This window comes from Kocuria marina (assembly GCF_000786655.1).
Classification (GTDB): domain Bacteria; phylum Actinomycetota; class Actinomycetes; order Actinomycetales; family Micrococcaceae; genus Kocuria; species Kocuria marina_A.
On sequence record NZ_JROM01000041.1, the window covers coordinates 38,600 to 63,208 of the forward strand.

Below are 24,609 nucleotides of genomic sequence, written 5' to 3' on the forward strand. Positions count from 1 at the left end.
CTTACGCGTCAGCGACCTTGCGACCCTTGTACTCGTAGAACAAGGGGGTGCCGGCGGAATCGGAGACCAGCTTGGCCTGGTGCGGCAGGCTGTAGCTGACCTTGCCGTTCTCCACGGTCTTCACCAGTTTGGGGGCTTGCGCCTTCCACTGGGAGCGGCGCATCCGGGTATTCGCGCGGGACATTTTCCGCTTGGGAACAGCCACGGCTATCTCTCTTCTCTCGTGTCGGTTGTCGGCTCCGACGCCTCCGGTTCCCCCGATTCGGTCATCAGCCCCTGCAGGGCGGACCAGCGGGGATCCAGGACGTCGTGGTGGTGGTCCGGGTCGTTCTCGAGCCGTGCGCCGCACTGGGCGCACAGGCCCGGGCAATCAGCCCGGCACACCGGTTGGAACGACAGTTGTGTGATCACTGCGTCCCGAAGCATCGGTTCGAGGTCGATCTCCTCGTCCCGCACTTCGTACACTTGCTCGTCCTCGACGTTCTCGTCACCCTGTGGGGACGGATCGAAGACGAAAAGTTCTTGCACGTCGACCGGTAGTTCGTAGTCGATGGGGTCGAGGCATCTACTGCATTCCCCGTGAACGCTCACGATCACGGTTCCGGACACCAGAATACCGTCGTGGACGGATTCCAGGCGCAGCTGCAGATCCATGGGCGCGCCCTCCGGCGAGCCGATGAGCGCCGTACCGAAGTCCTTCGGTGCGGGTGCCTCGACATCCAGGGTTTCCATGGTCCCCGGGCGGTGTTCGAGATCCCTGACGTTGAACGTGAGGGCTGAACTGTTGCGGTGATTCACGAAACTCCTGGCTAACGACACTGGCCGACAGACCACCTTAGCATGCCGACCCTCGTCGGTTCATCCCACGGGCCCCGTCCGGATGTCCTCCGGACGCACGGCCGTGGCACCCGCGGGCTCTCGCCGGGCGACGGCCCGCCCGATCAGCGGCGCGGTGAGACCATGCAGCATCACGGAGCAGAACACGACCATGACCACACTCTCCAGGATGATCCCGATCTGCGTATCGATCCCGGCCTGCAGGGCGAGGAGCGCCAGCACCACGGAGGCGATCCCGCGCGGATCCAGCCACGCGATCGTGGCGCGTTCGGGCCAGGTCACTCGGGACCAGGATGCAGGCCAGCACGAGGCACAGGGACAACCGGACGTCCGGCAGCAGGTACATGGCGGCGAAGAACACCGCGATGAGACTGAGGGGCAGGGCCAGGAACAGCACGCGCAGCACCGGGGTGCGGCTGCGACGCGGGGCGTCGCGGATCTCCAGGGCGTCCATGAACAGCAGCACGGACAGGATCACTTCCACGGTGCGTTCCACCGAGGTGCTGGTCAGGGACTCGATCAGCGGGGTCGAGCTCTCCCACCCCGCGGCCATGCCCAACACGATCAGGGCGATGGGGGCGGAGATGTGCCACCGGGTGAGGCGCCCGGACACGAGCGACCCCACGATGATGGCGATGAGGATGCGCGAGGCCGTGGGGAACATGGGCGCGGGGCTTCGGATTCTGGGAGGGCAGACGACAGAGGACGCATCGGGTCACCCAGCCGGGGCGCCCGTCACGCCGGGGAACATCTTGCCATCCCCGACCTGGTAATTCCGCCGGGCCCCTCAGCGCCGTTCGATGGCCCGCAGGACGGGGTCGGGAACGAACGACGCGACGTCGCCCCCGAGTGCCGCGACCTCCATCACGAGGGACGAGGACACGTGCAACAGGGACGGCTCCCCCGGCAGGAACACCGTCTCCACGCCCGTGAGGGAACGGTTCATGGTGGCCATGGGCAGTTCGTAGTCGTAGTCCGCGCCGTTGCGCAGCCCCTTGACCAGGGCCACCGCCTCCCGGCGCTCCGCGTAGTCCGCGATCAGCCCCGATGCGAGCGGTTCCACGACCACGGCCGGTTCGTCCGCGAACACCTCGCGCACCAGTTCTATCCGGGTGTCCTCGCTGAACCGGTGGGTCTTGTTGGGGTTCGTGGACACGGCCACGATCACCTCGTCGAACAGGCGGGCGGCGCGGTGGATCACCGCGCAGTGTCCCAGGTGCAGCGGGTCGAAGGACCCCGGGCAGATGGCGCGTCGCATGGCACCACCCTAGCGGCAGGGGTTCCTAGACTGGGCCCATGACCGCAGACGCTCACGACCACTCGCCCACACCCCGCGCCGATCCCGCCCGGGAGCTGCCCCGCGCCCAGCCGTGGCAGCGCATGGCCGCCGGCGGCGGGCTGCTGGATCCCTGCGGGGCCCTCCGTTCCACGGTCTTCGAGGAGATGACGGCGCTCGCCACGCGCACCGGCTCGGTGAACCTCGGTCAGGGGTTCCCGGACTTCGCGCCGCCGCAGCCCATGGTCGACGCCGCGGTGGCCGCCCTGCACGCCGGGCACCACCAGTACGCGCCCATCATCGGGATCCCCGCGCTGCGCCAGGCGGTGGCCGAGCACCAGCGCAGCCACTACGGACTGGAGCTCGACCCCGATTCGCAGATCGCCGTGAGCGCGGGCGCGACCGAGGGCATGACCGCCGCACTGTTGTCCGTGCTGCAGCCCGGGGACGAAGTGGTCGTGTTCGAGCCGCGCTACGACCTTTACGGTGCGGTCGTGGAATTCGCCGGGGCCACACCCGTGCCCGTCCCCCTGCTCCCTCCGACCTTCACGCCCGACCCGGACGACGTGCGCGCCGCGTTCTCCCCGCGCACCCGCGCCGTGATCCTCAACGACCCGCACAACCCCACGGGCACGGTGGCCTCCCGCGAGTTCAAGGAACTGCTCGTGGAGCTCGCCACGGAGTTCGACGCCGTGATCGTGACCGACGAGGTGTACGAACACCTCCGGTTCGCCGGACCCCACGAGCCGATCGCCTCGCTGCCCGGGGCGGCGGAGCGCACCCTGAGCGTGTCCTCCGCCGGGAAGACGTTCTCCGCCACGGGCTGGCGCGTGGGCTGGGTGAGCGGCCCGCCCGAGCTGATGCGCGGGGTCATCGCGGTGAAGAGCTACCTCTCGCACAGCGCGGCCGCTCCGTTGCAGCACGCCGTGGCCCACGCACTGAGTTTCCCGCCCGCGTTCTACGACGACCTGCTCGAGGACTACCGCGAGCGCCGGGACGTGCTCGTGGCCGGGCTGCGGGAGGCCGGGCTGACCCCGCCGGTTCCCGAGGGCACGTTCTTCGCGGTCGCGGACGTGAGCGATCACTACGCGCTCGCCGGGGTGGACAATGCCACGGACCTCGGCCGGCACTGGGCCGAGAACGCGGGTCTGGTGGGCATCCCGGTCTCGGCGTTCGCGGGTCCCGAGAACCGAGGGCTGTACGCGGACTGGCTTCGGCTGGCGTTCTGCAAGCGCACGGACGTGCTGCGCGGGGCCATGGCGGGCCTCGCCGCCGCGGTCTGACAGGCGGTTACCGGGCGCCGACGACGGCGCGCTCGGCCGTACAGCTCTCGCTGGCTGGGTGCCTGAGTCACTTCTACCGACCGAGTCGATGGGGCGAGGGCCAGGGCGGATCATGTGCCTGCCTGAGGCCCAGTCGGACTCAGTCCGCGTCCGAGGTACCGGCCGCGGCGTCGTCGTCCGCTTCGAGGAACCACAAGCGGGTCTCGCCGTGCTCGCCGTCCTCGAAACGCCGCAGTCCGCGGGGCCACGCGGGCTCCTCGGTGCGCGTGGAGCGCTCGACCGCGATCACCCCGCCCGGCCCCAGCCGACCCACGAGCCGCGAGAGCGTCCGGGCGAGCTCGGCGTTGTCCAGGGGGTAGGGCGGGTCGGCAAGCACGAGGTCCCAGCGGTGGTGCGCGGCGCGGCCCAGGTACCCGGCCACGGCGGACTGCACGGTGGTGATCTTGGTGTCCGGGCACGACGCCGCCACGAGCGTCGCGTTCTCCCGGCACACCGCCGCCGCCACGGCCGCCCGCTCCACGAGCGTGACGGTCGCAGCCCCGCGGCTCGCCGCCTCGAGGCCCAGGGCCCCCGAGCCCGCGAAGAGGTCGAGGACGCGTGCGCCCTCGCACATGCCCCAGGCGTCGAGCCGGGCGAACAGTGATTCCTTGACCCGGTCGGTCGTGGGTCGTGTGGCCGAGCCGGGCACCGACTTCAGGCGTTGGCCGCCGGCTCGTCCGGCAATGATCCGTGTCATCCTCGCTCCAGGAATGCTTGTCGGTCCTCGTCCAGGACCCGCGTGATCGCCGCGCGCAGGGCGGAGTGCTCGGTGAGCTGCGGGTCGTCGTGGACCAGGGTCTCCGCGGCGGCCCTGGCGCGTGCGACGAGGGCCTCGTCCCGCAGTGCACTGATCCACCGTAGGCCGGAACGGCCCCCGGACTGGGACGCGCCCAGGATGTCCCCCTCCTTGCGCAGGCTCAGGTCGACTTCCGCGAGCTCGAAGCCGTCCGTGGTCGCGGCCACGGCGTCGAGACGCGCGCGCCCGGGATGGTCGGGTGGTGTGCGGGTCACGAGCAAGCACGTGCCCGCGTGCTCACCACGCCCGATCCGCCCGCGCAGCTGGTGTAGTTGGGAGATCCCGAACCGTTCCGGGTCCGCGATGATCATGAGCGTGGCGTTGGGGACGTCCACCCCGACCTCGATCACCGTGGTGGAAACCAGGACGTCGATGTTCCCCGCCGCGAAGTCCGCCATGGTGCGCGCCTTGAGTTGCGCGTCCTGGCGCCCGTGCAGCACGGCCACGCGGGTGCCCCGTAGTTCGGGCCGTGCGGCCACGAGCTCGGTGAGCCACGTGACGGTCGCGGGCTCGGGGTCCTCCTGCTGCATCTCGACAGACTCGCACAACGAGGTGAAGGCCGGCACCGCGGCGTCGTCGCCGATCTTGGGCGCCACGACGTACACCTGCCGCCCGTTCGCGACGTGCTCCGCGGCGAGCGCCCAGACCCGGCGCTCCCAGGCCGGGCCGTGCTCGGCGAGGCCCACGACGAACGTGTCGATGGGTTGGCGCCCTCCGGGCAGCTCCCGCAGCGTGCTCACGTCCAGGTCGCCGAAGACCGTCATGGCCACGGTGCGCGGGATGGGCGTGGCCGTCATGACGAGCGTGTGCGGGGCCTGGCCGGCCTTGTCCCGTAGGGCGTCGCGTTGCTCCACGCCGAAGCGGTGCTGCTCGTCCACGACGACCAGGCCGAGGTCCGCGAACTGCACCGCGTCCTGGATCAGCGCGTGCGTGCCCACCACGATGCCCGCCGCACCACTGACGATGTCCAGGAGGGCCTTGCGGCGGGCGGGTGCGGACATGCTGCCCGTGAGCAGGGTGACCCGCGTGGCCTCCGGGTCCCCGCCCAGCTGTCCGGCCATGGCGAGGGGACCAAGCGCGGCTGTGATCTTCTCGTGGTGCTGCGCGGCGAGTACCTCGGTGGGTGCGAGCATGGCCGCCTGACCGCCGTGGTCCACGACCTGGAGCATGGCCCGCAGCGCGACCACGGTCTTACCGGAGCCCACGTCGCCCTGCAGCAACCGGTTCATGGGTGCGGTGCCCGCGATCTCCCGGGAGATCTCCTCCCCGACCGCGAGCTGGCCAGGGGTCAGCGCGAAGGGCAGGGAGGCGTCGAAGCGGGCCAGCAAGCCGTCCTCCCGCGCGGGACGCGGGGCCACGGGATGCGCGGCGTGCTCCGCGCGACGGCGCACGAGCTCGGCCTGCAGGACGAACGCCTCCTGGAACCGGAACCGTTTGCGCGCCCGTTCGTAGGCCGCCACGGTCTCCGGCACGTGCAGATCCCGGTAAGCCTGTCCCGGTTCCGGGAGTCCCTGCTCGGCGACGACGTCGGGCGGCAGCGGGTCCTGGATCGCGTCCAGGTCCGCGGTGAGCAGCAGTTGCTGGACCACCTTCCCGATCCGCGGCGTGGTGAGCTTGCCGGACTCCGGGTAGACGGGGATGGGCATGAGCTCCCCGGTGTCCGAGGTGGCACGGGACACGGACTCGGGGGTGTCCACGAGGGCGTAGTCCGCGCCCGCCATGGACAGGTTCCCCCGGTAGAACTCCGGTTTTCCCGTGAAGAGGGCGAGTGCCCCCACGGGGAGGTCCTTCTGGGCGGAGTACGCGTTGAAGAACGTGATCTTGAGGTAGGCACCGGTGTCGTCCGAGACAGTGACGTCCGTGAGGCTGCGCCGCGGGTCGCTGCGCATCCGCCGGGTGCTCGTGCTCTCCACGCGCGCGACGAACGAGGTCCGCTCCCCCGCCACCAGGTCCGTGAGCGCCTGAATCTTCCCCCGGCGGATGTAACGCCGCGGCGCGTGGTCCAGCAGTTGGCCCACCGTGGTGATCCCGAGGTCCTTGGCCAGCAGGGACACCGTGGAACGCGGGGACTTCCCCGGGACGTAACGGGTCAGGGGCTGGTCCAGCAGATCCGCGAACGCGGACAACCCGCGCGGCGCGGCGGGAGCATCCCCGTCCGGCCGGTGGCTGGTCACCGTGGCTCCGCCGCGAGGGACGTCACCGTCACGTTGCGCGCGGTGCCGCGCCGGCGCATGAGGTCCAGCGCGGTGTCCGGGTCCGCGACGTGCACGTGGACGCGCCACGTGTACCCGTCCTCGTTCTCACTGACCGCGCTGACGATCACACTGTCCCCGGCGTCGTCGAGCTCGTGGCGCAGTTCGGCGGCGTCCAGGGCGGAGAGGTCCATGGTGCCCATGACCTCGTACCCGTCCGAGGGCTCCTGCTCACCACTCGTGAGCGGCAGCGCGTGGTCCCGGACGATGTCCTGCACGGGGTCCGCGGCCGAGTCCTCCCCGCTGAGTTCGGTGCGCAGCGCCGCGAGGATGACGAGCATGCCGAGCGCGCCGGAATCCACCGTGCCGCGTTCGCTGAGCACCGGGATCTGGTCCACGGTGTCGATCACGGCCTGCGTGGCGGCCTGCACCATGAGGTCCAGCCACTCCACGAGTTGCTGATTGGATCCTTCCGCGGCGGTGTCCGGGACGGGTACCTCCCCGGCGGCCTGCAGGACGGAGATCATGGTCCCCGGAACGGGCTCGGTGAGTGCGGACCAGCACCGGACCTGGGCTGCCATGAGCGCCGCTTTGAGCTGCGCGGCGGTCAGCCGCACGCAGCCCTCCACGGCCTGGCCCATGGCTGTCAACGCCACCGCGGCCAGTACGCCGGAGTTCCCGCGGGCCTGCTCGAGGGCGGCCTGGCCCGCGTAGACGAGCAGTTCGCCCACGTCCCTGCCCTCGATCAGGTGCGCGGCCTCCGCCGCGGATCCCACCGTGGCGCTGAGGTTCGCGCCGGTGTCCGCGTCCGCGACGGGGAAGACGTTGAGATCGTCCAGGACGTCCGAGTGCTCGCGCAGCCGACGGTGTGCGGCGTCGAGCCAGTTGCGTACTTCGGTGGTGGACGAGCCGGCTTTATGGCTCAAAGTGATCCCATCCTTCGACGACGTCGCGACCGAACCACTGCCGTGGGCTCCGGCCCGCAATGGTCACGGTGCCGCGCTCGTGGCGCCGCTGCCGCGCTCCGTTCCCTGCTGACGAGCCACCGCCCCGGGGGCCGTCCCCGCGGGGCAAGGGCGCACACGAGCCTATCGCACGGACCCCGGACGGCAGCGGGGAATCCACAGGGAGCACGGCGAGCAGACCGTGGTCCTCACCCCCCGTGAGCACCCACTGCCACGGGTCCACCCCGGCGGCTTCGCCCGCGTGGGCGAGCGTGTGCACCGCGGATTCGAGGGCCTGGGGGTCCAGGTCGATGCTCACGCCGCTCGCCCGTGCGATCCGGCGGGCATCGCGCAACAGACCGTCCGAGACGTCGAGCATGGCGATCGCCCCCGCCCGAGCGAGTTCCGCCCCCACGGACACGGGCGGGGCCGGTCGCAGTTGGGCGCGGTGCAGCGCGGTGCGCTCGGGCTCGGGGACGCCGTCCCAGCGCCCCGGCACGGGGGTCTGCAGGGCGTCCAGTCCGGCCGCGGCGCGGCCGAGAACGCCCACGTGCACGAGGGTCCCACCCCGTCCCGCCCCACTGCGCAGTACGGGCTCACCCTCCAGCCTGCCCAGGACCGTGGCCGTGACGGACAGTTCCCGCCCCCGCCCCAGGTCCCCGCCCACGAGTGCGCACTCCGCCGCGCCCAGTTCACCGAAGGCCCGCGAGAGTCCCGCCGCGAACTCGGAAACCCATGCGACCTCCGTGTTCCCCGGCATGGTGAGGGACACGACCATGGCCGTGGGTACGGCCCCCATGGCGGCGATGTCCGCGAGGTTCTGCGCGGCGCACTTGTGCCCCACGTCCGCACCGGTGGTGCGGTAACCGCACGGCCACACACTCGCGAAGTCCTGGTCCACGGTCAGCGTGTCCGTGGTGACCACGACCCGCTCGCCGGGGGCCGCGATCACGGCGCAGTCGTCCCCGGGTCCCACCAGGACGTGCGGTCCGTCCGTGGTGGCGCCCGGGAGGAACGCGTCCAGCAGCTCGGTCTCGCTGAGCTGGGACACGGTGGTCCCGGGCGGGGCGGCGGACTCGTGCGTCATGTCCCTCACACTAGCGAGCCGCTCCGACGGGCACAGTCACCGAACTCCCGGGTGCAGCACCTATCCTGGGTGCCATGATTCCCCCGGCCTCGCAGCACCCGTCCACGCCCACGTCCGCCGCGCAGGCCCCCGGGGCTCGGCCGCGGCGGCGCGGCGTCGTACGGGGCGCGGGGCACGACGCCGCCGCGGGGCGCGGGAGGGCGCGAGCGACGTCGTCGTCCCGCCGCCGCGTGGCCGGCGCGGCTGTGGTGGGTGCGCTCGTGCTCACCGGGTGCGGCTCGACCGTGACCGTGGACGGCGCCCCGGACAACGCCAACCCCGACTGCGCGTCCGTGATGCTCGCGATGCCCGAGTCGGTGAGCGGGCTGGATCAGCGGGAGACCTCGAGCCAGGGCACCACGGCGTACGGGGACCCCTCGGCCATGATCGTGCGCTGCGGCGCGGAGGAACCGGGACCCACCACGGACCCGTGCACGAACGTCAACGGCGTGGACTGGCTCATCTCCGAGGTGCCGGATCAGAAGGACCAGTGGCGCGCGGTGACCTACGGCCGTTCCCCCGCCGTGGAGGTGCTCTTCGACAGCAGCCGCGTGCCGTCCTCGACCGCGCTCGTGGACACGGGATCCGCCATGCAGAACATCGAGCAGACCCGGCAATGCCTGTCCGTCAAGGACACCCTGGAGCAGCAGGGCCGCCCCTAAAAGGCGGCCTCACTCGACCGCGACCTCCACCCGGGCCCACGAGTTGTTCACGTAACCCTTGGGGTTCCACAGCGCTCGCGGTGACTCCGGCTGGCACGCGCCGGTGCTGTCCCACGCACGGGCCATCAGGACGTGGGACCCGGCCCCGGTCACCGGGACGAATGCCTCCCAGTGCTGCCACGCCCACGGGGAGGCCGCCGCATCCAGCTCGGCCTGGTGCCACGTGCGCCCGTCGTCCCCGGAGACGTCCACGCGCGCCACCGTGCGGTCGTCCCCCGCGTACGCGTACCCGGTGACGCGCACCGGACCGCCCGGAACGTGTTCGTGCTCCTCCGGGCTCAGGATGTCGCAGTTCAACGCGACGGATCCCAGACTGATGCCGTCCCCCGGCCCGGCGTGATCCGGGTCCGCCTCGGGCGGCAGGACGCGATAGGCCGTGGCCTGGAAGTAGTTCTCAGACGGGTCCGCGCGCACCGTGATCCCGCGCAACCACTTGACGCTGCGCGCCCCCACGTACCCGGGGACGACGACGCGCACGGGCGCCCCGTGCACCAAGGGCAGGGGTTCGCCGTTCATCGCCCACGCGAGCAGCACCTCGGACGACAACGCCTTGGCGAGCGGGATCGACCCGCCGTAGGCCTGCGGGGGATCCGCGAGGTCGGAGACGTCCGAGGCCGTGAACTCCACGTGCCGGGCGCCGTCCGCGACACCGACCGACCGCAGGACGTCGCACAATCGAGCCCCGGTCCACAGCGCGGTGGAGGTGGCCCCGGGTCCCCACGGGTCCTCCCCCGGGATATCACGCACGGGCAGGAAACCGGCACGGCGATTGCCCGCGCACTGCATCGTGGCCGTGAGCGTGTGGTGCGTGAACTCCTCCCGCAACCGTTCCGGCGTGAAGCTCGCGGACTCGTCGACGAGCCCGTCGACCGTGACCGCCCAGTCCCCGGGGTCGTTCTCGGGCACCGGGCCGTGATTGCGCACGTAGAAGGAATCGGGGGTCGTGATCGGATCGTGGAGTCCCGACCGGGGTGGTTCCGCGTTGTACGGGTCGGTCTCGTGGACGATCATGTCATCGCGTTTGTGCCACACGGGGTGCCCCTTCCGACCCCGGCGTTCACGCGACCCTCACGCGGCGTGCGTGGGCGGATTCAGCGCAGCCCCACGGGCCGTTCGAGCGCCAGGGTGATCAACTCGTCGATCAGTGCACTGTACTGCAGCCCGCTCGCGTCCCACATGCGCGGGTACATGGAGATGGGGGTGAATCCGGGCATGGTGTTGATCTCGTTGATGATCACGCGGTGATCGGGCGTCACGAAGAAGTCGCAGCGTGCGAGCCCCTCACCGTCCACGGCGTGGAACGCGCGCACCGCCTCGCGGCGCAGCGTGTCGATCACGTCCTCCGGGAGCTTCGCGGGGCACGAGAGCGCAGCGCCGTCGTCTTCAAGGTACTTGGCCTCGAAGTCGTAGAACGCGTGACCCTGCACCTCGATCTCCCCGGGCAGGGACGCGCGGGCATCGTCGGTGCCGTGGCCACCCAGGACGGCGCACTCGATCTCACGGCCGTCGATGCCCGCCTCGATCACGAGCTTGCGGTCGTGTTCGCGCGCGGTCTCGATGGCCGCGTCCAGTCCGGAGGGGTCGTCCACCCGGGTGATCCCGAAGGACGACCCGGCGCGCGCGGGCTTGACGAAGACCGGGAAGCCCAGCTCGGCGACGGCGCGGTGCACGCCCTGCGGGTCGGTGCGCCACGTGCGGTCGTGGACCACGGTGTACGGACCCACCTCGAGTCCGGCGGCCTGGAACGCGAGCTTCATGAAGTGCTTGTCCATCCCGATCGCCGAGGCCGCCACGCCGCACCCCACGTACGGCAGGTCCGCGAGCTCGAGCAGCCCCTGCAGGGTCCCGTCCTCACCGAACGGGCCGTGCAGCAACGGGAAGACGATGTCCACGTGGCGGCCGCGGGTCAGGGCGGCACCGTGCTCGTCCGAATCGTGGATGAGCAGCCGGCTGTCCCCCGTCTGCAGGGGCAGGCTCACTCGTCGCCGCCCCACGGGCAGCTGCGCCATGGGCTGCTCGTCCAGCAGCGCCTCGAGTTCCTCCTGGGAGTACAGGAACCATGCGCCGTCCGTGGAGATCCCCACACTCACCACGTCCCACGTGTCACGGTCGATGGCCCGCAGTACCGAGCGCGCCGTGATGAGGGAGACGGAATGTTCCGACGAGCGCCCGCCGAACACGACCGCGACACACGGCTTACTGCCCGCGGCGGTGGACTCGGGGTTCTCGTGGGTGGTGCTCATGCGCTGTTCCCTTCGGATTTCAGATCGCGGCCCAACAGCCTGGGCGCCAGTTCGTGGACCGGGACGTCGTTGCGCAGCACGCTCACCACGGCCTCCGTGATGGGCATGTCCACGCCGTGGTGGCGCGCGAGGGCGAAGACCGCGGGGGCGGACTTGATCCCCTCCGCGGTCTGGGTCATGGCGTCCTGCACCTGCTCGAGGCTCAGTCCGGCCCCCAGGAGCCTACCGGCCGTGTGGTTGCGGGACAGGGAGGACGAGCACGTGGCCACGAGGTCGCCCATCCCGGACAACCCCGACAAGGTGGTCAGGTCGCCGCCCAGCGCCAGGGCCAGTCGTGTGGTCTCGGCCAGGCCGCGCGTCATGACCGAAGCTTTGGAGTTGTCCCCGTAGCCGCGGCCGTCGCAGATCCCCACGCACAGGGCGATCACGTTCTTCACGAGACCGCCGATCTCGGTGCCGATCACGTCCGTGTTCGTGTAGGGCCGGAAATAGGGTGCGGCACAGCAGCGCGCAACCCACGCGGCGGTGTCGTGATCGGTGGCCGCGACCACGGACGCCGTGGGTTCCTCCCGCGCGATCTCCATGGCCAGGTTGGGCCCCGAGAGCACGCACGTGCGCCGGGCCCACTCCTCCGCGGTGCGCTGCGTGTGTTCGGCGAGCACCTGAGCGATCACCTGGGTCATCCGCAGCCCGGTCCCGGATTCGAGTCCCTTGGCCAGGGACAGGATCACGGCCTCCGGTTCCACGTACGACGCCGCCGCGCCCAGTTGCGCGCGCAGCGATTGGGCGGGGATCGCGGCGACCACGAGGTCCGCTCCCGCGAGCGCCGAGCGCAGGTCGCTCGAATACTCGAGGATTTCCGGTAGCTCGATCTCCGGGACGTAGCGGTCGTTGCGGTGCTCGCGGGCGATCCGCTGCATCGACTCGGGATCGCGGCCCCACAGACACACGGTGCGCTGGGCCCCGGCATCCGCGGCGGCGTCCGCGAGGACCTTGGCGAACGTGGTGCCCCACGAGCCCGCTCCCAGCACGGTGACCTTGCGGGGACCGTTCGGATCCGGCGTCACGGGGTCACCCTCCCGCCCGCGGCGCCGAGTCCATCCTCGGGTGCGGCGCCGTCGGCGTCACGAGCGGCGTCGTGGGAGTGAGCGGCGTCGTCGGAACGAGCGGCGCCCGCGCGCGGGTCGAAGAGCTCGCGCGGCGCTTCGTCTTGCCGCAACTCACCCAGCAGATCGGTGATCGCACCCATGATGGATTCGGTGGCCTTCGTGAGCTCGTCGGAGGACGGGTGACCGGGGCGCTCGAGGCCACCGGGGACCAGGTCCTCCGGGCGCATCGGCTCTCCCACGAGCACGTCCACGCGTTTGCGGGGCCACAGGCTCACCGTGCGGTGACCGCTGGGGTCCCGGTACAGGATCTCCTGGTCCCCCCAGTGCGCCATGGGCACCACCGGGACCCCGGCCTTGAGGGCCAGGCGAGCGGCTCCCGTGCGCCCGCGCATGGGCCACATCCGCGGGTCCAGCGTGATGGTGCCCTCCGGGTACACGATCACGGCGCCGCCGCTGTCGAGTTCGGCCAGGGCGGCCACCAGGGAGTCCTTGGCGCGCGAGGTCCCGCGGTACACGGGGACCTGCCCGATCTTCGCGATGATGGTGCCCACCACCGGGACCCGGAACAGCGACTCCTTGGCCAGGAACCGCGGCATGATCCCGGACGCGTACACCGGGTAGGCCACGGTGATCGGATCGAGCTCCGTGAGGTGGTTGGCCACCACCACGAAACCGCCGGAGTCCGGGAAGTTCTCCCGGCCGCGCCAGTGGGATCTGGCGAACAGTCGGTAGACGGGGATCACCATCCCCGCGAGGACGCGGAACGTGGAACGCTGCGAGGTCCTACTCATCCGGGCTGTCACTCCTTGCTGGACGGATTGCAGTTCCCTCGATCGGGTGAGCCGTGCGGTGCGCGCGGGGGCTCACCGCTCGTCGACGGTGAAGTTCGCGCCCAGCCCACCCAGTTTGTCGGTGAAGTGCTCGTAGCCGCGCTTGATCAGCTCCACACCGGTCACGTGCGAGACGCCCTCCGCGGACAGCGCCGCGATCAGGTGCGAGAACCCGCCGCGCAGGTCCGGGATGTGGATGTCGGTCGCGTGCAGGGGCGTGGGGCCCGAGATCACGGCGGAGTGCAGGAAGTTGCGCTGACCGAAACGGCACGGCACCGAACCCAGGCACTCGCGGTGCAGCTGGATCACGGAACCCATGCGGTTGAGCGCGCGAGTGAAGCCGAAGCGGTTCTCGTACACGGTCTCGTGCACGATCGACACGCCCTTGGCCTGGGTCAACACGACCACGAGCGGTTGCTGCCAGTCGGTCATGAACCCGGGGTGGACGTCCGTCTCCACGATCAGGGGGTTGAGGTCCCCGCCCGGGTGGTAGAAGCGGATGCCGTCCTCGCGGATGTCCAGCCCACCGCCCACCTTGCGGAAGGTGTTGAGGAAGGTCATCATGTCGGCCTGCTTGGCGCCGGCCACGAAGATGTCGCCGCCGGTGGCCAGGGCCGCGGAACCCCACGACGCCGCTTCCATGCGGTCGGGCAGCGCGCTGTGCACGTAGCCCGTGAGTTCGGGAACGCCCTCGATGCGGATCACGCGGTCCGTCTGCACGGTGATGAGCGCGCCCATCTTCTGCAGGATCGCGATCAGGTCCATGATCTCGGGCTCGGTCGCGGCACCGCGCAGTTCGGTGTGGCCCTCGGCGCGCGTGGCGGAGAGCAGCACCTGTTCCGTGGCCCCCACGGACGGGTACGGCAGGTCGATCTTGGCGCCCTGCAGCCCGTGCGGTGCGCTCATCCGGATCCCGGAGTCGAGCTTCTCGACCTTGGCGCCGAAGTTGCGCAGCACCTCGAGGTGGTAGTTGATGGGTCGGTCACCGATCCGGCACCCGCCCAGGTCCGGGATGAACGCCTCTCCCAGGGCGTGCAACAGCGGGCCGCACAGCAGGATCGGGATCCGCGAGTCGCCGGCGTGGGCGTCGATGTCCGCGTGGCGGGCACGCGTCACGTTGGTGGGGTCGAGCGTCAACTCGCCCCGGGCGTCGTCGCGCGTGACCTCCACACCGTGCAGGCTCAGCAGGTCCGTGACGACCTTGACGTCCTTGATCTCCGGCACGTTGCCCAGCGTGGAAGGAGTGGAGCCGAGCAGCGCGGCCACCATGGCCTTGGGAACCAGGTTCTTGGCGCCGCGTACCGTCACCTGACCCGACAGCGGAACGCCGCCGGTGATGCGCAAAGAAGTCATGACCTACCGATCTGGGGGAAGTGATCTCCCGGGCGCGGAACACGCACGGGACCAAGACATTCTACCGGCCCGAACCGCTGATCGGTCCAGCCGCCACTCAGGTTCGGGCGGGCAGCGTGGTGGGCTTGAACGCGGGGCGGGTGCGCTCGTACGCGTCGATGTCCGCCTCGTGCTGCAGGGTCAACCCGATGTCGTCGAGACCCTCCATGAGCCGCCAGCGGGTGTAGTCGTCGATCTGGAAGGGTACCGTCACGGGCCCGCACGTGACGGTGCGCGACTCCAGGTCCACCTGGATCTCCACGCCCGGCTGCTCCTCCATGAGCTTCCACAGCAGCTCCACGTCCGACTGGTCCACCTGCGCCGCGAGCAGTCCCTGCTTGCCCGAGTTGCCGCGGAAGATGTCCGCGAAACGGGAGGAGATCACGGCCTTGAACCCGTAGTCGCGCAGCGCCCACACGGCGTGCTCACGCGAGGAACCCGTGCCGAAGTCCGCGCCGGCCACGAGCACGGACGCGTTGCGGTACTCGGGCTGGTTGAGCACGAACTCGGGGTTCTTGCGCCAGCCGGCGAACAGGGCGTCGTCGAAACCGGTCTTGGTGATGCGCTTGAGGTAGACGGCGGGGATGATCTGGTCGGTGTCCACGTTCGACTGCTTGAGCGGGGCACCCACGCCCCGGTGGGTGGTGAATTTCTCCATGGCTGTGTCCTTCTCTGGTGGTGTACGTCGCGGCGGGTTGCGGGGCTCAGGCCACCGGGTCGAGGTCCGACGGCGCGCTGAGGGTCCCGCGTACGGCCGTGGCCGCCGCGACCACCGGCGAGACCAAGTGGGTGCGCCCACCCTTGCCCTGGCGCCCCTCGAAGTTGCGGTTGGACGTGGAGGCGCAGCGCTCCCCCGGAGCCAACTGGTCCGGGTTCATCCCGAGGCACATGGAGCACCCCGCGAAGCGCCAGTCCGCACCGAAGTCCGTGAAGACCTTGTCCAACCCCTCGGCCTCGGCCTGCAGCCGCACCTTGGCGGAACCGGGGACCACCATGACCCGCACGTTCTCGGCCTTGCTGCGGCCCTTGACGATCGCCGCGGCGGCCCGCAGGTCCTCGATGCGCGAGTTGGTGCACGAGCCCAGGAACACGGTGTCCACCGGGATCTGTTTCATGGGCGTGCCCGCTTCCAGACCCATGTACTCGAGGGCGCGCCGCGCGGCGTCCTTGGCGTTGTCGTCCCCGGCGTCCTCGGGATCCGGGACCGCCTGGGACAGGGGCACACCCTGACCCGGGTTGGTGCCCCACGTGACGAACGGCTCCAGCTCGTCCGCGTTGATGAACACCTCACGGTCGAACGTGGCGCCCTCGTCCGTGTGCAGGGTCTTCCAGTACTCCACGGCGGCGTCCCAGTCCTCGCCCTGCGGCGCGTGCGGACGGCCCTGCACGTAGTCGAACGTGGTCTGGTCCGGCGCGATCATCCCCGCCCGCGCGCCCGCCTCGATCGACATGTTGCAAATGGTCATGCGCGCTTCCATGGACAGGGAGCGGATCGCGGACCCGCGGTACTCGAGCACGTGACCCTGCCCGCCGCCCGTGCCGATCTTGGCGATCACGGCCAGGATGATGTCCTTGGAACTGACTCCCGGCTTGAGCGTGCCCTCCACGTTGATGGCCATGGTCTTGAATGGCGCCAGCGACAGCGTCTGGGTGGCCATCACGTGCTCCACCTCGGACGTGCCGATCCCGAACGCGAGCGCTCCGAAGGCCCCGTGCGTGGAGGTGTGGGAGTCACCGCACACCACGGTCATCCCCGGCTGGGTCAGCCCCAGCTGCGGACCCACCACGTGCACGATCCCCTGTTCGGCGTCCCCCAGGGAGTGCAGGCGCACACCGAATTCCTCGCAGTTGCGGCGCAGGGTCTCGATCTGCTTGCGGGAGGTCTCGTCCGCGATGGTCGAGAAGATGTTCTCGGTGGGCGTGTTGTGGTCCTCGGTCGCGATCGTCAGGTCGGTGCGCCGCAGTCCGCGCCCGGCCAGCCGCAGCCCCTCGAAGGCCTGGGGGCTCGTGACCTCGTGGAGCAGGTGGAGGTCGATGTAGATCAGGTCGGGGCGTCCGGCCTCGCCCTGGCGCACCAGGTGGTCGTTCCACACCTTCTCCGCCAGCGTCCGCGGCGCGGTGGTCTGTGTGCTCGTCATCTCGTCACTCCTGCTCGTGTCCTGGCGTGCGGTGGGCGACGCCGCGTGGGCGGCGTTCGCGCGTCCCGCACGCGACCGTTGCCACCATGGTCATCGCTCGCGGCGAGCAGTTCCACTCCTCGGACTTGCTTCTCGCATTGTGAGACGGCAATATCAAGGCATGGACACGACGCATGAGATGGATCCTTCCGGAGCCCCCCTGGGCTCTCCCCTGGGCGGCCGCGGGACGGGCTCGGGCATGCCCGAGGAGTCCTCGTTCTCCCCCTCCGGCGTGGGGGTCATCGACAAGGCCTCCCTCATCCTGGACGCCCTCGAGGCCGGTGCGGCCTCCCTCGCGGATCTCGTGGAGGCCACGGGGCTCGCGCGACCCACCGCCCACCGGCTCGCGGTGGCGCTCGCCCATCACCGGTTCGTGGGCCGGGACGTGCACGGGCGCTTCGTGCTGGGCTCCCGCCTCGTGGAGCTCGCCTCGGCCGCGGGTGAGGACCGGCTGATCTCTGCCGCGGCCCCCGTGCTCCTGCAGTTGCGGGACAGCACCGGTGAGTCCTCCCAGGTGTTCCGCCGCCAGGGCGAGTGGCGCGTGTGCGTGGCATCGGCTGAACGGCCCATCGGCTTGCGCGACACGATCCCCGTGGGCACCCAGTTGTCCATGAAGGCCGGTTCCGCCGCGCAGGTGCTCGTGGCGTGGGAGGACCACGCACGCCTGATCGAGGGGCTGCATCACGCGCGCTTCTCGGCCACGACCCTCGCCGGGGTACGACGCCGCGGCTGGGCCCAGTCGATCGGCGAACGCGAACCGGGGATCGCCTCGGTCTCCGCGCCCGTGCGTGGGCCCTCGGGGAGGGTGATCGCCGCGGTGTCCATCTCGGGACCCATCGAGCGGTTGTCCAAGCAGCCCGGCCAGAAGCACGCGGACGTCGTGGTCCAGGCGGCCCGACACCTCACGGAGGCCGTACGCGTCAGCGCCGCGTGAGCCCTATGCACGCGACGCGGACCGTCCGGGCCGAACGCGTCAGCGCGGGGTGAACTCGGTCCGTTCCGGTTTGGTAGCGCCCGTCAGCGCCGCGTGAGCCCCGCCCGCGCCACGGCCTCGGTGAACTCGCGGTGCGCCGCGAGCTCGTGCTCCACCGGCACCTGGACCGTCTCCTCGGCGGTCGTGCGCACGGAACGCTGCAAGCGACGTCGTACCCGGGAAGCCCGGACACGGGACGCGAGGGAGGCGATCACCGCGCCCGTGAGCGCGAGGAACAGCGCAAGCACGACCCCCGCGAGCACCATGAGCGTGGGCACGGGCAGCGGGAACCCCTCGACCGTGGGCGGCGGGGGCAGGGGGATCTGGAAGTACTCGGCCAGGAACAGGCCCAGCAGCCACAACAGCCCGAGCACCGTGACGAGCATGGCGAGCCACTGCAGGACGTCGAAGACGATCCACCACCACGAGGCCCCGCGCGCGGAGAACTTGGTGCGCGCGACCGCCTGGTCCAGCGCGTCCGGCAACCGCTGTTCGTTGCTGCGGGCGGCGCCACGGATGCTGCGCCGCCACGGCTCGCCGGCGCCCTGCGAGACGTCGTCCGCGAAACCGCGCACGGCGGAGTCCGCGGCGGCCTTCTGGGACGCGTTCATGGGCGGCAGGGACGTGCGGTGCACCCCGGGGTCCGAGTGCTTGTCATGGCTCTCGATGTGCAGGCGCTTGAGCGGGTCCTTGCGCAGGCGGGTGAGCCAGCGCGTGGCGATCCACCCGGTGTGCCGCCCCGCGCGCAACCGGTAGGAGCGGGCCGCGGCGTCCGCGACCAGATCGATCCCGGCGGCTCGCGCGAGCCCCGCGGTGAGCCGCTCGCTCGCGTCCTTGGTGATCCCGCGCGGATCGCCCTCCCCCGCGGCGCGGGCGAGTTCCCCGGCGCTGTGGATGACGTCCGCCTCGAGCCGCTGCCCGGCGGCGGCGCGTTGGGCGGCCACGGCGTGGATCCGGTCCCGCAGCTGCGGGACACCCTGACCCGTGAGAGCGGAGACGGCCACGGGCGCGCTCGGCCCGGTCGCGGGGAGGCCGTCCTGCGCCACGAGTTCCGTGAGCGATGCGAGCACCGAGGGGACGTCCCGCTCGTCGAGCCGGTCCGCCTGGTTGAGCACGACCATGGTCACGGCGCCGTGGCGCGCGAGCGGCTGCACGAAGTCCTGGTGCAACACCGCGTCCGCGTACTTCTGGGGGTCCACGACCCACACGACCACGTCCACGAGCCCGACCATGCGCTGGACGATCTGCCGGTGTTCCCGCGTCACGGAGTCGAAGTCCGGCAGGTCCAGCAGCACGAGCCCACCGCTCGTGGTGCTCGCCTTGCGCCCGCGCCCGGTGGACGTGCTCAGCGCGGGACCCACGACCCTGCGGTCGGCGACGTCGAGCCAGTCGAGCAGCGGCTGGCTGCCCTCGTCCCCCCAGATCGCGGCGAGTGGTGCGGAGGTCGTGGGTCGGCGCGCCGCGCTGCGGGCGAGGTCCTGACCGACCACGGCATTGAACAGGGAGGACTTGCCGGAGCCCGTGGCCCCGAAGAAGCCCACCACGGTGTGGTCCGCGGACAGCGCCCGGCGCTGGGCGGCGCGCTCGAGGGTCTCCCGCGCACCTTGGATCACCTCGGCGTCCAGGCGACCCTGCGCGATCTCCACGGCCTGCGCGAGTCCGGAGATCCGATCGGACAGGGACACGTCCTGGTCCCGGGGCCGCGGGCTCACAGGGCCTCACTCTCCGCGCGCACGCGGGCGGCCGCTGCGTGCAGTTGCTCGGCCGAGGGGTGCTCCCCGAGTTCGTCGATCGTGTCCAGGAAGACCTTGGCCCGGCCGGCCAGCAGGGTGCGGATCCGGGTCTCGAGGTTCTTGCGCGCCTGTTCGCTCATCCGGCGCACGGCGTCCTCCCCGAAGACCGCCTCGAGCAGTTTGGTCCCCACGACACCCGAACCACCCGCGATCCCGACCTCCAAGCCGGTCAACCCGCCCGTGGTCGAGAACACGGCGATCATGAGGATCACGGCGAGCGCGTTCACGCCCAGCGACATGGCCCTGGCCCGCGTGCGCTTGCCCGCGCCCTCCTGCTGGATCATGAGCATGACGTCCGACTGCCACGAGCGGATGCTCTCCGCGACCTGATCGGGGAAGTCCGGTGGCAGAGCGGCCGCATCGCGACCCGCGAGCAGCACCTGTCCCGCGGGCTCGTCGCGCCAGCGCCGCTCGGCGGATTCCGCGGCACGGGCCGTGTTCTCCACGATCACGGCCTGCAGGCCCGATTCGATCGCTTCCTCCACGCGCACCTCGGGTGCGGGCTGGCCCTTGAAGAACGCGGTCATCCGGTCCCGGACCCGCCCGATCCCGGCCTCGAGGCTGCGGAAGAACTCGCCCGTGCCCACGAAGTCCTGCCAACGTGCGAGCACCTCCCCGCGCAACAGGGTCCCGTCCCGGGTGGAGTCGATGATCGCGCGCAGCGCCTCGTCGAAGGACGTGGTCACCTCGCGGCGCAGGTGCTCCTCCGTATGTTGCTGGCCCGCCACGGCCTCCGCGGTGCGGTCGGTCGTGTCCGCGAGTTCCCGCACCGCGCCCCCGAGGGTGCGCGCGGCGATCTCGGAGCGGGCCTGCGCGTCCGCGCCGAGCGTCTCGAGCCACTCGCGCAGCGGTTCCACGGCTGCCGGGGGCAGCATGCGCAGCTCGTTGAGCGGGGACTCCTCGACCACGAAGATCGGGGCGCCACCCAGCCCTTCTTCGTCCAGCATGCGCCGCAGGTCCTCCTCGATCTCGGCGGCCGACGACGCCTGCACCCGGTCCAGCACCACGGCCACCGTGATGTCCCGGCCGGCAGCGTTGCGCAGCAGCTGCCACGGCACGGCGTCCGCGTAGCGGTTGGCGGTCGTGACGAACAGCCACAGATCCGCGGCGGAGAGCAACTGGGCCGCCAGGGCACGGTTGTCGTCCGAAACGGAATCCACGTCCGGGGCGTCCAGGATCGCGAGGCCCTCGGGAATGTTCTGGTCGGCGAGCAACACGAGGGACCCGGTGTCCGCCACGGCCGTCCCGCCGTCGTCCGCCGATGACGCGGGACGGGACGGGTCCACGAGCGTGCCCTGGACACGGGCCAGGTGCGGCAGCACACGCTGTGTCGTGAACGCCCCGGCGTCGCTCGGGTGATGGATCAGCAGGGGCCGGCGCGTGGTGGGGCGAATGGCCCCGGAGCGCGTGACCGGGTGACCCACCAGGGCATTGACCAGGGTGGACTTGCCCGCGCCCGTGGAACCGCCCACCACGGCCAGCAGCGGAGCGTCCAACGAGCGGACGCGCGGCAGGACGTAGTCGTCCAACTGGGACACCGCGCGTGCGGCGTTCTCCCGCTGTTGCGGAGCGCTCGCGGTGGCCAGGGGCAGGGTCGTGGAGCGCAGCAGATCACGCGTGGTCTCGAGGGACTCGATGAGCGGCACGGCCGGTGCGTTCTCGGTGTTCACACGGTCATTGTGCCAGTCGTCACGCGGGCGCCGTGGCAGCGCGCCGGGAACGCGCGGGAGCTGCGGGCAGCGGACATGCGAAGAGCCCCGGTTTCCGTGGAAACCGGGGCTCTTCCGATGTGACCCCAGCGGGATTCGAACCCGCGTTACCGCCGTGAGAGGGCGGCGTACTAGGCCGCTATACGATGGGGCCGTGTACTTTCCGTGGACCGTTCCAGGAACATCATTCCTGCGCGGTCCCGCGTTGACGCACCACACAGTAACATCTTCGCGGTGTTGCTCCAATTCGGGAAAACCCACCGTGGAACGCCGGTGCTCGGTTCACACGAACCGTGGTTCGGGTGACGCCTGAAAGCGCTGGGATACCAGGACTCGAACCTAGAATGACGGTACCAGAAACCGTTGTGTTGCCAATTACACCATATCCCAAAGGTCTCGCTGCCCGCCCGGTCCGCACCGGATCGGCCGCGCAACGAGCAATAACTATACCCGGGGAATCCGCCGCTGCCAAACCGGTCCGCAGGGTGGGGGTCGCCTCCCGGGTGACACCCACCCGTCGCGGACGGATCGGGTCAGGACGCGGCGAGGTGCTCGCGCAGCGCGCGAATGCGCGTGAGCGACGATTCTTTCCCCAGGATTTCGAGGGATTCGAACAGGGGCGGGGAGATCCGCTGGCCGGACACTGCCGTGCGGACCGGGCCGAAGGCCAGGCGCGGCTTGATCCCCAGGCCGTCCACGATCGCTTCGCGCAGGGCCGTCTCGATGTTCTCGGCCGAGAACTCCTCGAGGGGCTCGAGAGCCGTGAGCGCGGCGTCGAGCACCTGGGGTGCGCTGTCCTTGAGCTGCTTGGCGGCGTCCGGGGCGATCTCGATCTGCTCGTCCGGCAGGAAGAGGAACCCCAGCAGGCCGGGGGTCTCACCGAGCAGGTTCATGCGCTCCTGCACGAGCGGGGCGGCCCGATCCAGGACGTCGTTCTCCTTCTCGGTCAGGGGCTCCCCCACGAGGCCCGCAGAGCGCAGGTACGGGATCAGCCGGTCCCGGAAGTCCCGGGGGTCCAGCATGCGCACGTGCGTGCCGTTGATCGCCGTGGCCTTCTTGAGGTCGAAGCGCGCCGGGTTGGCCAGGACGTCGTGGATGTCGAAGTTCGCCACGAGCTGGTCCACGGTGAAGATGTCCTCGTCCGCGGACAGCGACCACCCGAGCAGGGCCAGGTAGTTCAGCAGACCCTCGGGGATGAACCCGTTGTCGCGGTGGTGGAAGAGGTTGGACTCGGGATCGCGCTTGGAGAGCTTCTTGTTGCCCTCCCCCATGACGTAGGGCAGGTGCCCGAATTCGGGGATGAACTCGGCGACTCCGATCCCCATGAGGGCGCGGTACAGCGCGATCTGCCGGGGCGTGGAGGACAGCAGGTCCTCGCCGCGCAGCACGTGGGTGATCCCCATGAGGGCGTCGTCCACGGGGTTCACGAGCGTGTAGAGCGGCTGACCGTTCGCGCGAGCCACCACGAAGTCCGGGACCGAGCCCGCCTTGAAGGTGATCTCACCGCGCACGAGGTCCGTGAACGTGATGTCCTCGTCCGGCATGCGCAGGCGCAGCACCGGCTTGCGGCCCTCGGCCCGGAACGCATCCTTCTGCTCGTCCGTGAGGTCGCGATCGAAGTTGTCGTACCCGCGCTTGGGGTCCTTACCCTTGGCGCGGTGGCGCTGCTCGACCTCCTCGGGCGTGGAGAAGTCCTCGTACACGTAGCCGCCGGCCACGAGCCGGGCCAGGACGTCCTGGTAGATCTCGCCCCGCTGGGACTGTCGGTAGGGCTCGTGGGGTCCACCCACGTTGACGCCCTCGTCCCACGTGATGCCCAGCCAGTCCAGGGCGTCCAGGATCTGCTGGAAGCTCTCCTCGGAATCGCGGGCGGCGTCCGTGTCCTCGATCCGGAACACCAGGGTGCCGCCCGTGTGGCGGGCCCACGCCCAGTTGAAGAGGGCCGTGCGGATCAGACCCACGTGCGGCGTGCCCGTGGGGGACGGGCAGAAGCGCACGCGCACGGGTGCGTCGGCGGGAACGGTGGGGTGCAAAGTCGCTGCGTCGTCAGTCATGATGCGTTCATTCTACGGGTAGCAGTCACCCCCGCGGCGGGCACGCGGACTGCCCGCGCGGGCGTCGGCGAGCGCTGCCGCACGGCCCCGGCCGGCTCCGACGACGGCGCGCCGCGGGGTGGTTCGGCAACGCGTGCGCCCCGGAGTGGTTCCCACGACGACGCACGCCAGGTGGTCGGGCGACGGCGCACCCCGGGTGGCCGGTAACGGCGCACCCCGGGGTGAGCCGGCGACGCGCCGGGTCAGCGCCGCAGCACCGTGGTGAGCTCGCCGATCCCCTCGACCTGCACGGAAAGCTGATCGCCCTCGTCCACGATCCCGACGCCCGCGGGGGTCCCGGTGAGGATCACGTCACCGGGCAGCAGCGTGAAGGCCTCGGACGCGTAGGAGACGAGTGTGGCGACGTCGAAGATCATGTCCCGCGTGTTGCCGTCCTGCTTGAGCTGCCCGTTCACGGTGGAGCGCACGGACAGGGCGGAGGTGTCCAGCTCGGTCTCGATCCACGGGCCGATCGGGCACGCACCGTCGAACCCCTTGGCCCGGGCCCACTGGCCGTCGGTGCGCTGGGCGTCGCGGGCCGTGAGGTCGTTCGCAGCGGTGTACCCGAACACGACCTCGGGAACGCGTTCCACGGGGACGTCCTTGCACATGCGCCCGATCACCACGGCGAGCTCGGCCTCGTACGAGACCTCCTCGGTCCAGCTGGGCAGGGTCACGGGATCCCCGGGACCGGAGACCGCGGTGTTCGGCTTGAAGAACAGCATGGGAGCGGGCGGCAGCTCGTTGCCGAGCTCCTCCGCGTGCGCCGCGTAGTTGCGCCCCACGCACACGATCTTGGAGCGCGGGATCACCGGGGCGAGCAACCGGGCCTCGGACACGGCCACGGTGCGTTCGAGTTCCTGGATCCCCACGTACAGGGGGTCGCCGGTGAGATACCGCAGCGTCTCGGCGCCGGGTTCCCCGTGCACCGTGCCGAAGTGGATTTCGTTGTCGTGTGTGAACCGTGCGATGCGCATGCTCACAGGCTACACAGCCGCCCCCGGTGCGACCGAGGTCGGACCGGGGGCGGCTGCTCGAACGGGTGGCACGGACCCCGCCACGCGAAGCGTGCCGA

The 24,609-nt window shown here is 70.7% G+C and carries 22 protein-coding genes and 2 tRNA genes; 3 read left to right on the forward strand and 21 right to left on the reverse strand.

Annotated elements, in window-relative coordinates; translation table 11 throughout:
• Position 1 precedes the first annotated feature (1 nt).
• The 4 genes from rpmF to coaD all read right to left on the reverse strand — a co-directional run bounded on the left by rpmF (position 2) and on the right by coaD (position 2,095).
• Complete coding sequence (gene rpmF / locus AS25_RS09240; protein WP_012398114.1) at positions 2-205, reverse strand: 50S ribosomal protein L32; 204 nt, start codon at positions 203-205, stop codon at positions 2-4.
• A gap of 2 nt (positions 206-207) precedes the next feature.
• On the reverse strand, positions 208-798 hold the full coding sequence (locus AS25_RS09245) for a YceD family protein (RefSeq protein WP_035964571.1): 591 nt from the start codon (positions 796-798) through the stop codon (positions 208-210).
• Positions 799-858: 60 nt separating this feature from the next.
• Positions 859-1,119: a hypothetical protein gene (locus AS25_RS09250; protein ID WP_035964573.1), complete on the reverse strand. Its 261-nt coding sequence runs from the start codon at positions 1,117-1,119 to the stop codon at positions 859-861.
• Positions 1,120-1,624: 505 nt separating this feature from the next.
• Positions 1,625-2,095 carry a pantetheine-phosphate adenylyltransferase gene (gene coaD, locus AS25_RS09260; RefSeq protein WP_035964578.1) on the reverse strand — a complete coding sequence of 157 codons (471 nt, stop codon included), beginning with the start codon at positions 2,093-2,095 and terminating at the stop codon, positions 1,625-1,627.
• Positions 2,096-2,217: 122 nt separating this feature from the next.
• On the opposite strand from coaD, the gene AS25_RS09265 reads away from it, so the two are divergent.
• Complete coding sequence (locus tag AS25_RS09265; RefSeq protein WP_035964735.1) at positions 2,218-3,396, forward strand: aminotransferase class I/II-fold pyridoxal phosphate-dependent enzyme; 1,179 nt, start codon at positions 2,218-2,220, stop codon at positions 3,394-3,396.
• A 139-nt stretch (positions 3,397-3,535) separates the two neighbouring features.
• On the opposite strand, the gene rsmD is transcribed toward AS25_RS09265, so the two are convergent.
• Genes rsmD through thiL form a run of 4 tightly spaced genes read right to left on the reverse strand, consistent with a single transcriptional unit; the run spans position 3,536 to position 8,454 of the window.
• A complete protein-coding gene (gene rsmD / locus AS25_RS09270) occupies positions 3,536-4,132 on the reverse strand; it encodes a 16S rRNA (guanine(966)-N(2))-methyltransferase RsmD (protein ID WP_035964581.1) in 597 nt (198 codons plus the stop codon).
• The gene (locus AS25_RS09275; protein ID WP_253270535.1) at positions 4,129-6,405 is read right to left on the reverse strand and encodes an ATP-dependent DNA helicase RecG; all 2,277 of its coding nucleotides are present in this window, start codon (positions 6,403-6,405) and stop codon (positions 4,129-4,131) included. The genes rsmD and AS25_RS09275 overlap by 4 nt, the downstream gene beginning before the upstream one ends.
• Complete coding sequence (locus AS25_RS09280; protein ID WP_035964583.1) at positions 6,402-7,349, reverse strand: DAK2 domain-containing protein; 948 nt, start codon at positions 7,347-7,349, stop codon at positions 6,402-6,404. The genes AS25_RS09275 and AS25_RS09280 overlap by 4 nt, the downstream gene beginning before the upstream one ends.
• Complete coding sequence (thiL, locus tag AS25_RS09285) at positions 7,339-8,454, reverse strand: thiamine-phosphate kinase (protein ID WP_035964586.1); 1,116 nt, start codon at positions 8,452-8,454, stop codon at positions 7,339-7,341. Before thiL ends, AS25_RS09280 begins: the two co-directional genes overlap by 11 nt.
• Positions 8,455-8,528: 74 nt before the next feature.
• Between thiL and AS25_RS09290 the strand changes: the two genes are divergently transcribed.
• The gene (locus AS25_RS09290) at positions 8,529-9,155 is read left to right on the forward strand and encodes a DUF3515 family protein (protein ID WP_084118123.1); all 627 of its coding nucleotides are present in this window, start codon (positions 8,529-8,531) and stop codon (positions 9,153-9,155) included.
• Between the two features lie 9 nt (positions 9,156-9,164).
• Here AS25_RS09290 and AS25_RS09295 read toward each other — a convergent pair whose 3' ends face one another.
• The 7 genes from AS25_RS09295 to leuC form a co-directional block, all read right to left on the reverse strand.
• Positions 9,165-10,247, reverse strand: a complete 1,083-nt coding sequence (locus tag AS25_RS09295; RefSeq protein ID WP_035964590.1) for a sulfite oxidase — start codon at positions 10,245-10,247, stop codon at positions 9,165-9,167.
• Between the two features lie 59 nt (positions 10,248-10,306).
• A complete protein-coding gene (locus tag AS25_RS09300; RefSeq protein WP_035964592.1) occupies positions 10,307-11,458 on the reverse strand; it encodes a D-alanine--D-alanine ligase family protein in 1,152 nt (383 codons plus the stop codon).
• A complete protein-coding gene (locus AS25_RS09305) occupies positions 11,455-12,525 on the reverse strand; it encodes an NAD(P)H-dependent glycerol-3-phosphate dehydrogenase (RefSeq protein WP_035964593.1) in 1,071 nt (356 codons plus the stop codon). Before AS25_RS09305 ends, AS25_RS09300 begins: the two co-directional genes overlap by 4 nt.
• Positions 12,522-13,358 carry a lysophospholipid acyltransferase family protein gene (locus AS25_RS09310; RefSeq protein WP_035964594.1) on the reverse strand — a complete coding sequence of 279 codons (837 nt, stop codon included), beginning with the start codon at positions 13,356-13,358 and terminating at the stop codon, positions 12,522-12,524. Before AS25_RS09310 ends, AS25_RS09305 begins: the two co-directional genes overlap by 4 nt.
• Positions 13,359-13,430: 72 nt before the next feature.
• On the reverse strand, positions 13,431-14,750 hold the full coding sequence (gene murA / locus AS25_RS09315; protein WP_035964596.1) for a UDP-N-acetylglucosamine 1-carboxyvinyltransferase: 1,320 nt from the start codon (positions 14,748-14,750) through the stop codon (positions 13,431-13,433).
• 97 nt (positions 14,751-14,847) lie between these two features.
• A complete protein-coding gene (leuD, locus tag AS25_RS09320) occupies positions 14,848-15,447 on the reverse strand; it encodes a 3-isopropylmalate dehydratase small subunit (RefSeq protein ID WP_035964598.1) in 600 nt (199 codons plus the stop codon).
• 46 nt (positions 15,448-15,493) lie between these two features.
• Positions 15,494-16,927: a 3-isopropylmalate dehydratase large subunit gene (leuC, locus tag AS25_RS09325; RefSeq protein WP_035964599.1), complete on the reverse strand. Its 1,434-nt coding sequence runs from the start codon at positions 16,925-16,927 to the stop codon at positions 15,494-15,496.
• 238 nt (positions 16,928-17,165) lie between these two features.
• On the opposite strand from leuC, the gene AS25_RS09330 reads away from it, so the two are divergent.
• Entirely contained in the window at positions 17,166-17,900 is a 735-nt protein-coding gene (locus AS25_RS09330; protein WP_035964602.1) for an IclR family transcriptional regulator, read from the forward strand.
• An 83-nt stretch (positions 17,901-17,983) separates the two neighbouring features.
• On the opposite strand, the gene AS25_RS09335 is transcribed toward AS25_RS09330, so the two are convergent.
• From AS25_RS09335 to AS25_RS09360, 6 genes are all read right to left on the reverse strand, one after another.
• Positions 17,984-19,651, reverse strand: coding sequence for a GTPase (locus tag AS25_RS09335; RefSeq protein WP_035964603.1), 1,668 nt, complete (start codon positions 19,649-19,651; stop codon positions 17,984-17,986).
• Positions 19,648-21,402: a dynamin family protein gene (locus AS25_RS09340; protein ID WP_035964604.1), complete on the reverse strand. Its 1,755-nt coding sequence runs from the start codon at positions 21,400-21,402 to the stop codon at positions 19,648-19,650. Before AS25_RS09340 ends, AS25_RS09335 begins: the two co-directional genes overlap by 4 nt.
• 120 nt (positions 21,403-21,522) lie before the next feature.
• Positions 21,523-21,595 (reverse strand) — tRNA-Glu (locus AS25_RS09345).
• Between the two features lie 164 nt (positions 21,596-21,759).
• A tRNA-Gln gene (locus AS25_RS09350) sits at positions 21,760-21,831 on the reverse strand.
• Positions 21,832-21,974: 143 nt separating this feature from the next.
• Positions 21,975-23,495, reverse strand: a complete 1,521-nt coding sequence (gltX, locus tag AS25_RS09355) for a glutamate--tRNA ligase (RefSeq protein WP_035964605.1) — start codon at positions 23,493-23,495, stop codon at positions 21,975-21,977.
• Positions 23,496-23,737: 242 nt separating this feature from the next.
• On the reverse strand, positions 23,738-24,511 hold the full coding sequence (locus tag AS25_RS09360; RefSeq protein WP_035964606.1) for a fumarylacetoacetate hydrolase family protein: 774 nt from the start codon (positions 24,509-24,511) through the stop codon (positions 23,738-23,740).
• Positions 24,512-24,609 lie beyond the last annotated feature (98 nt).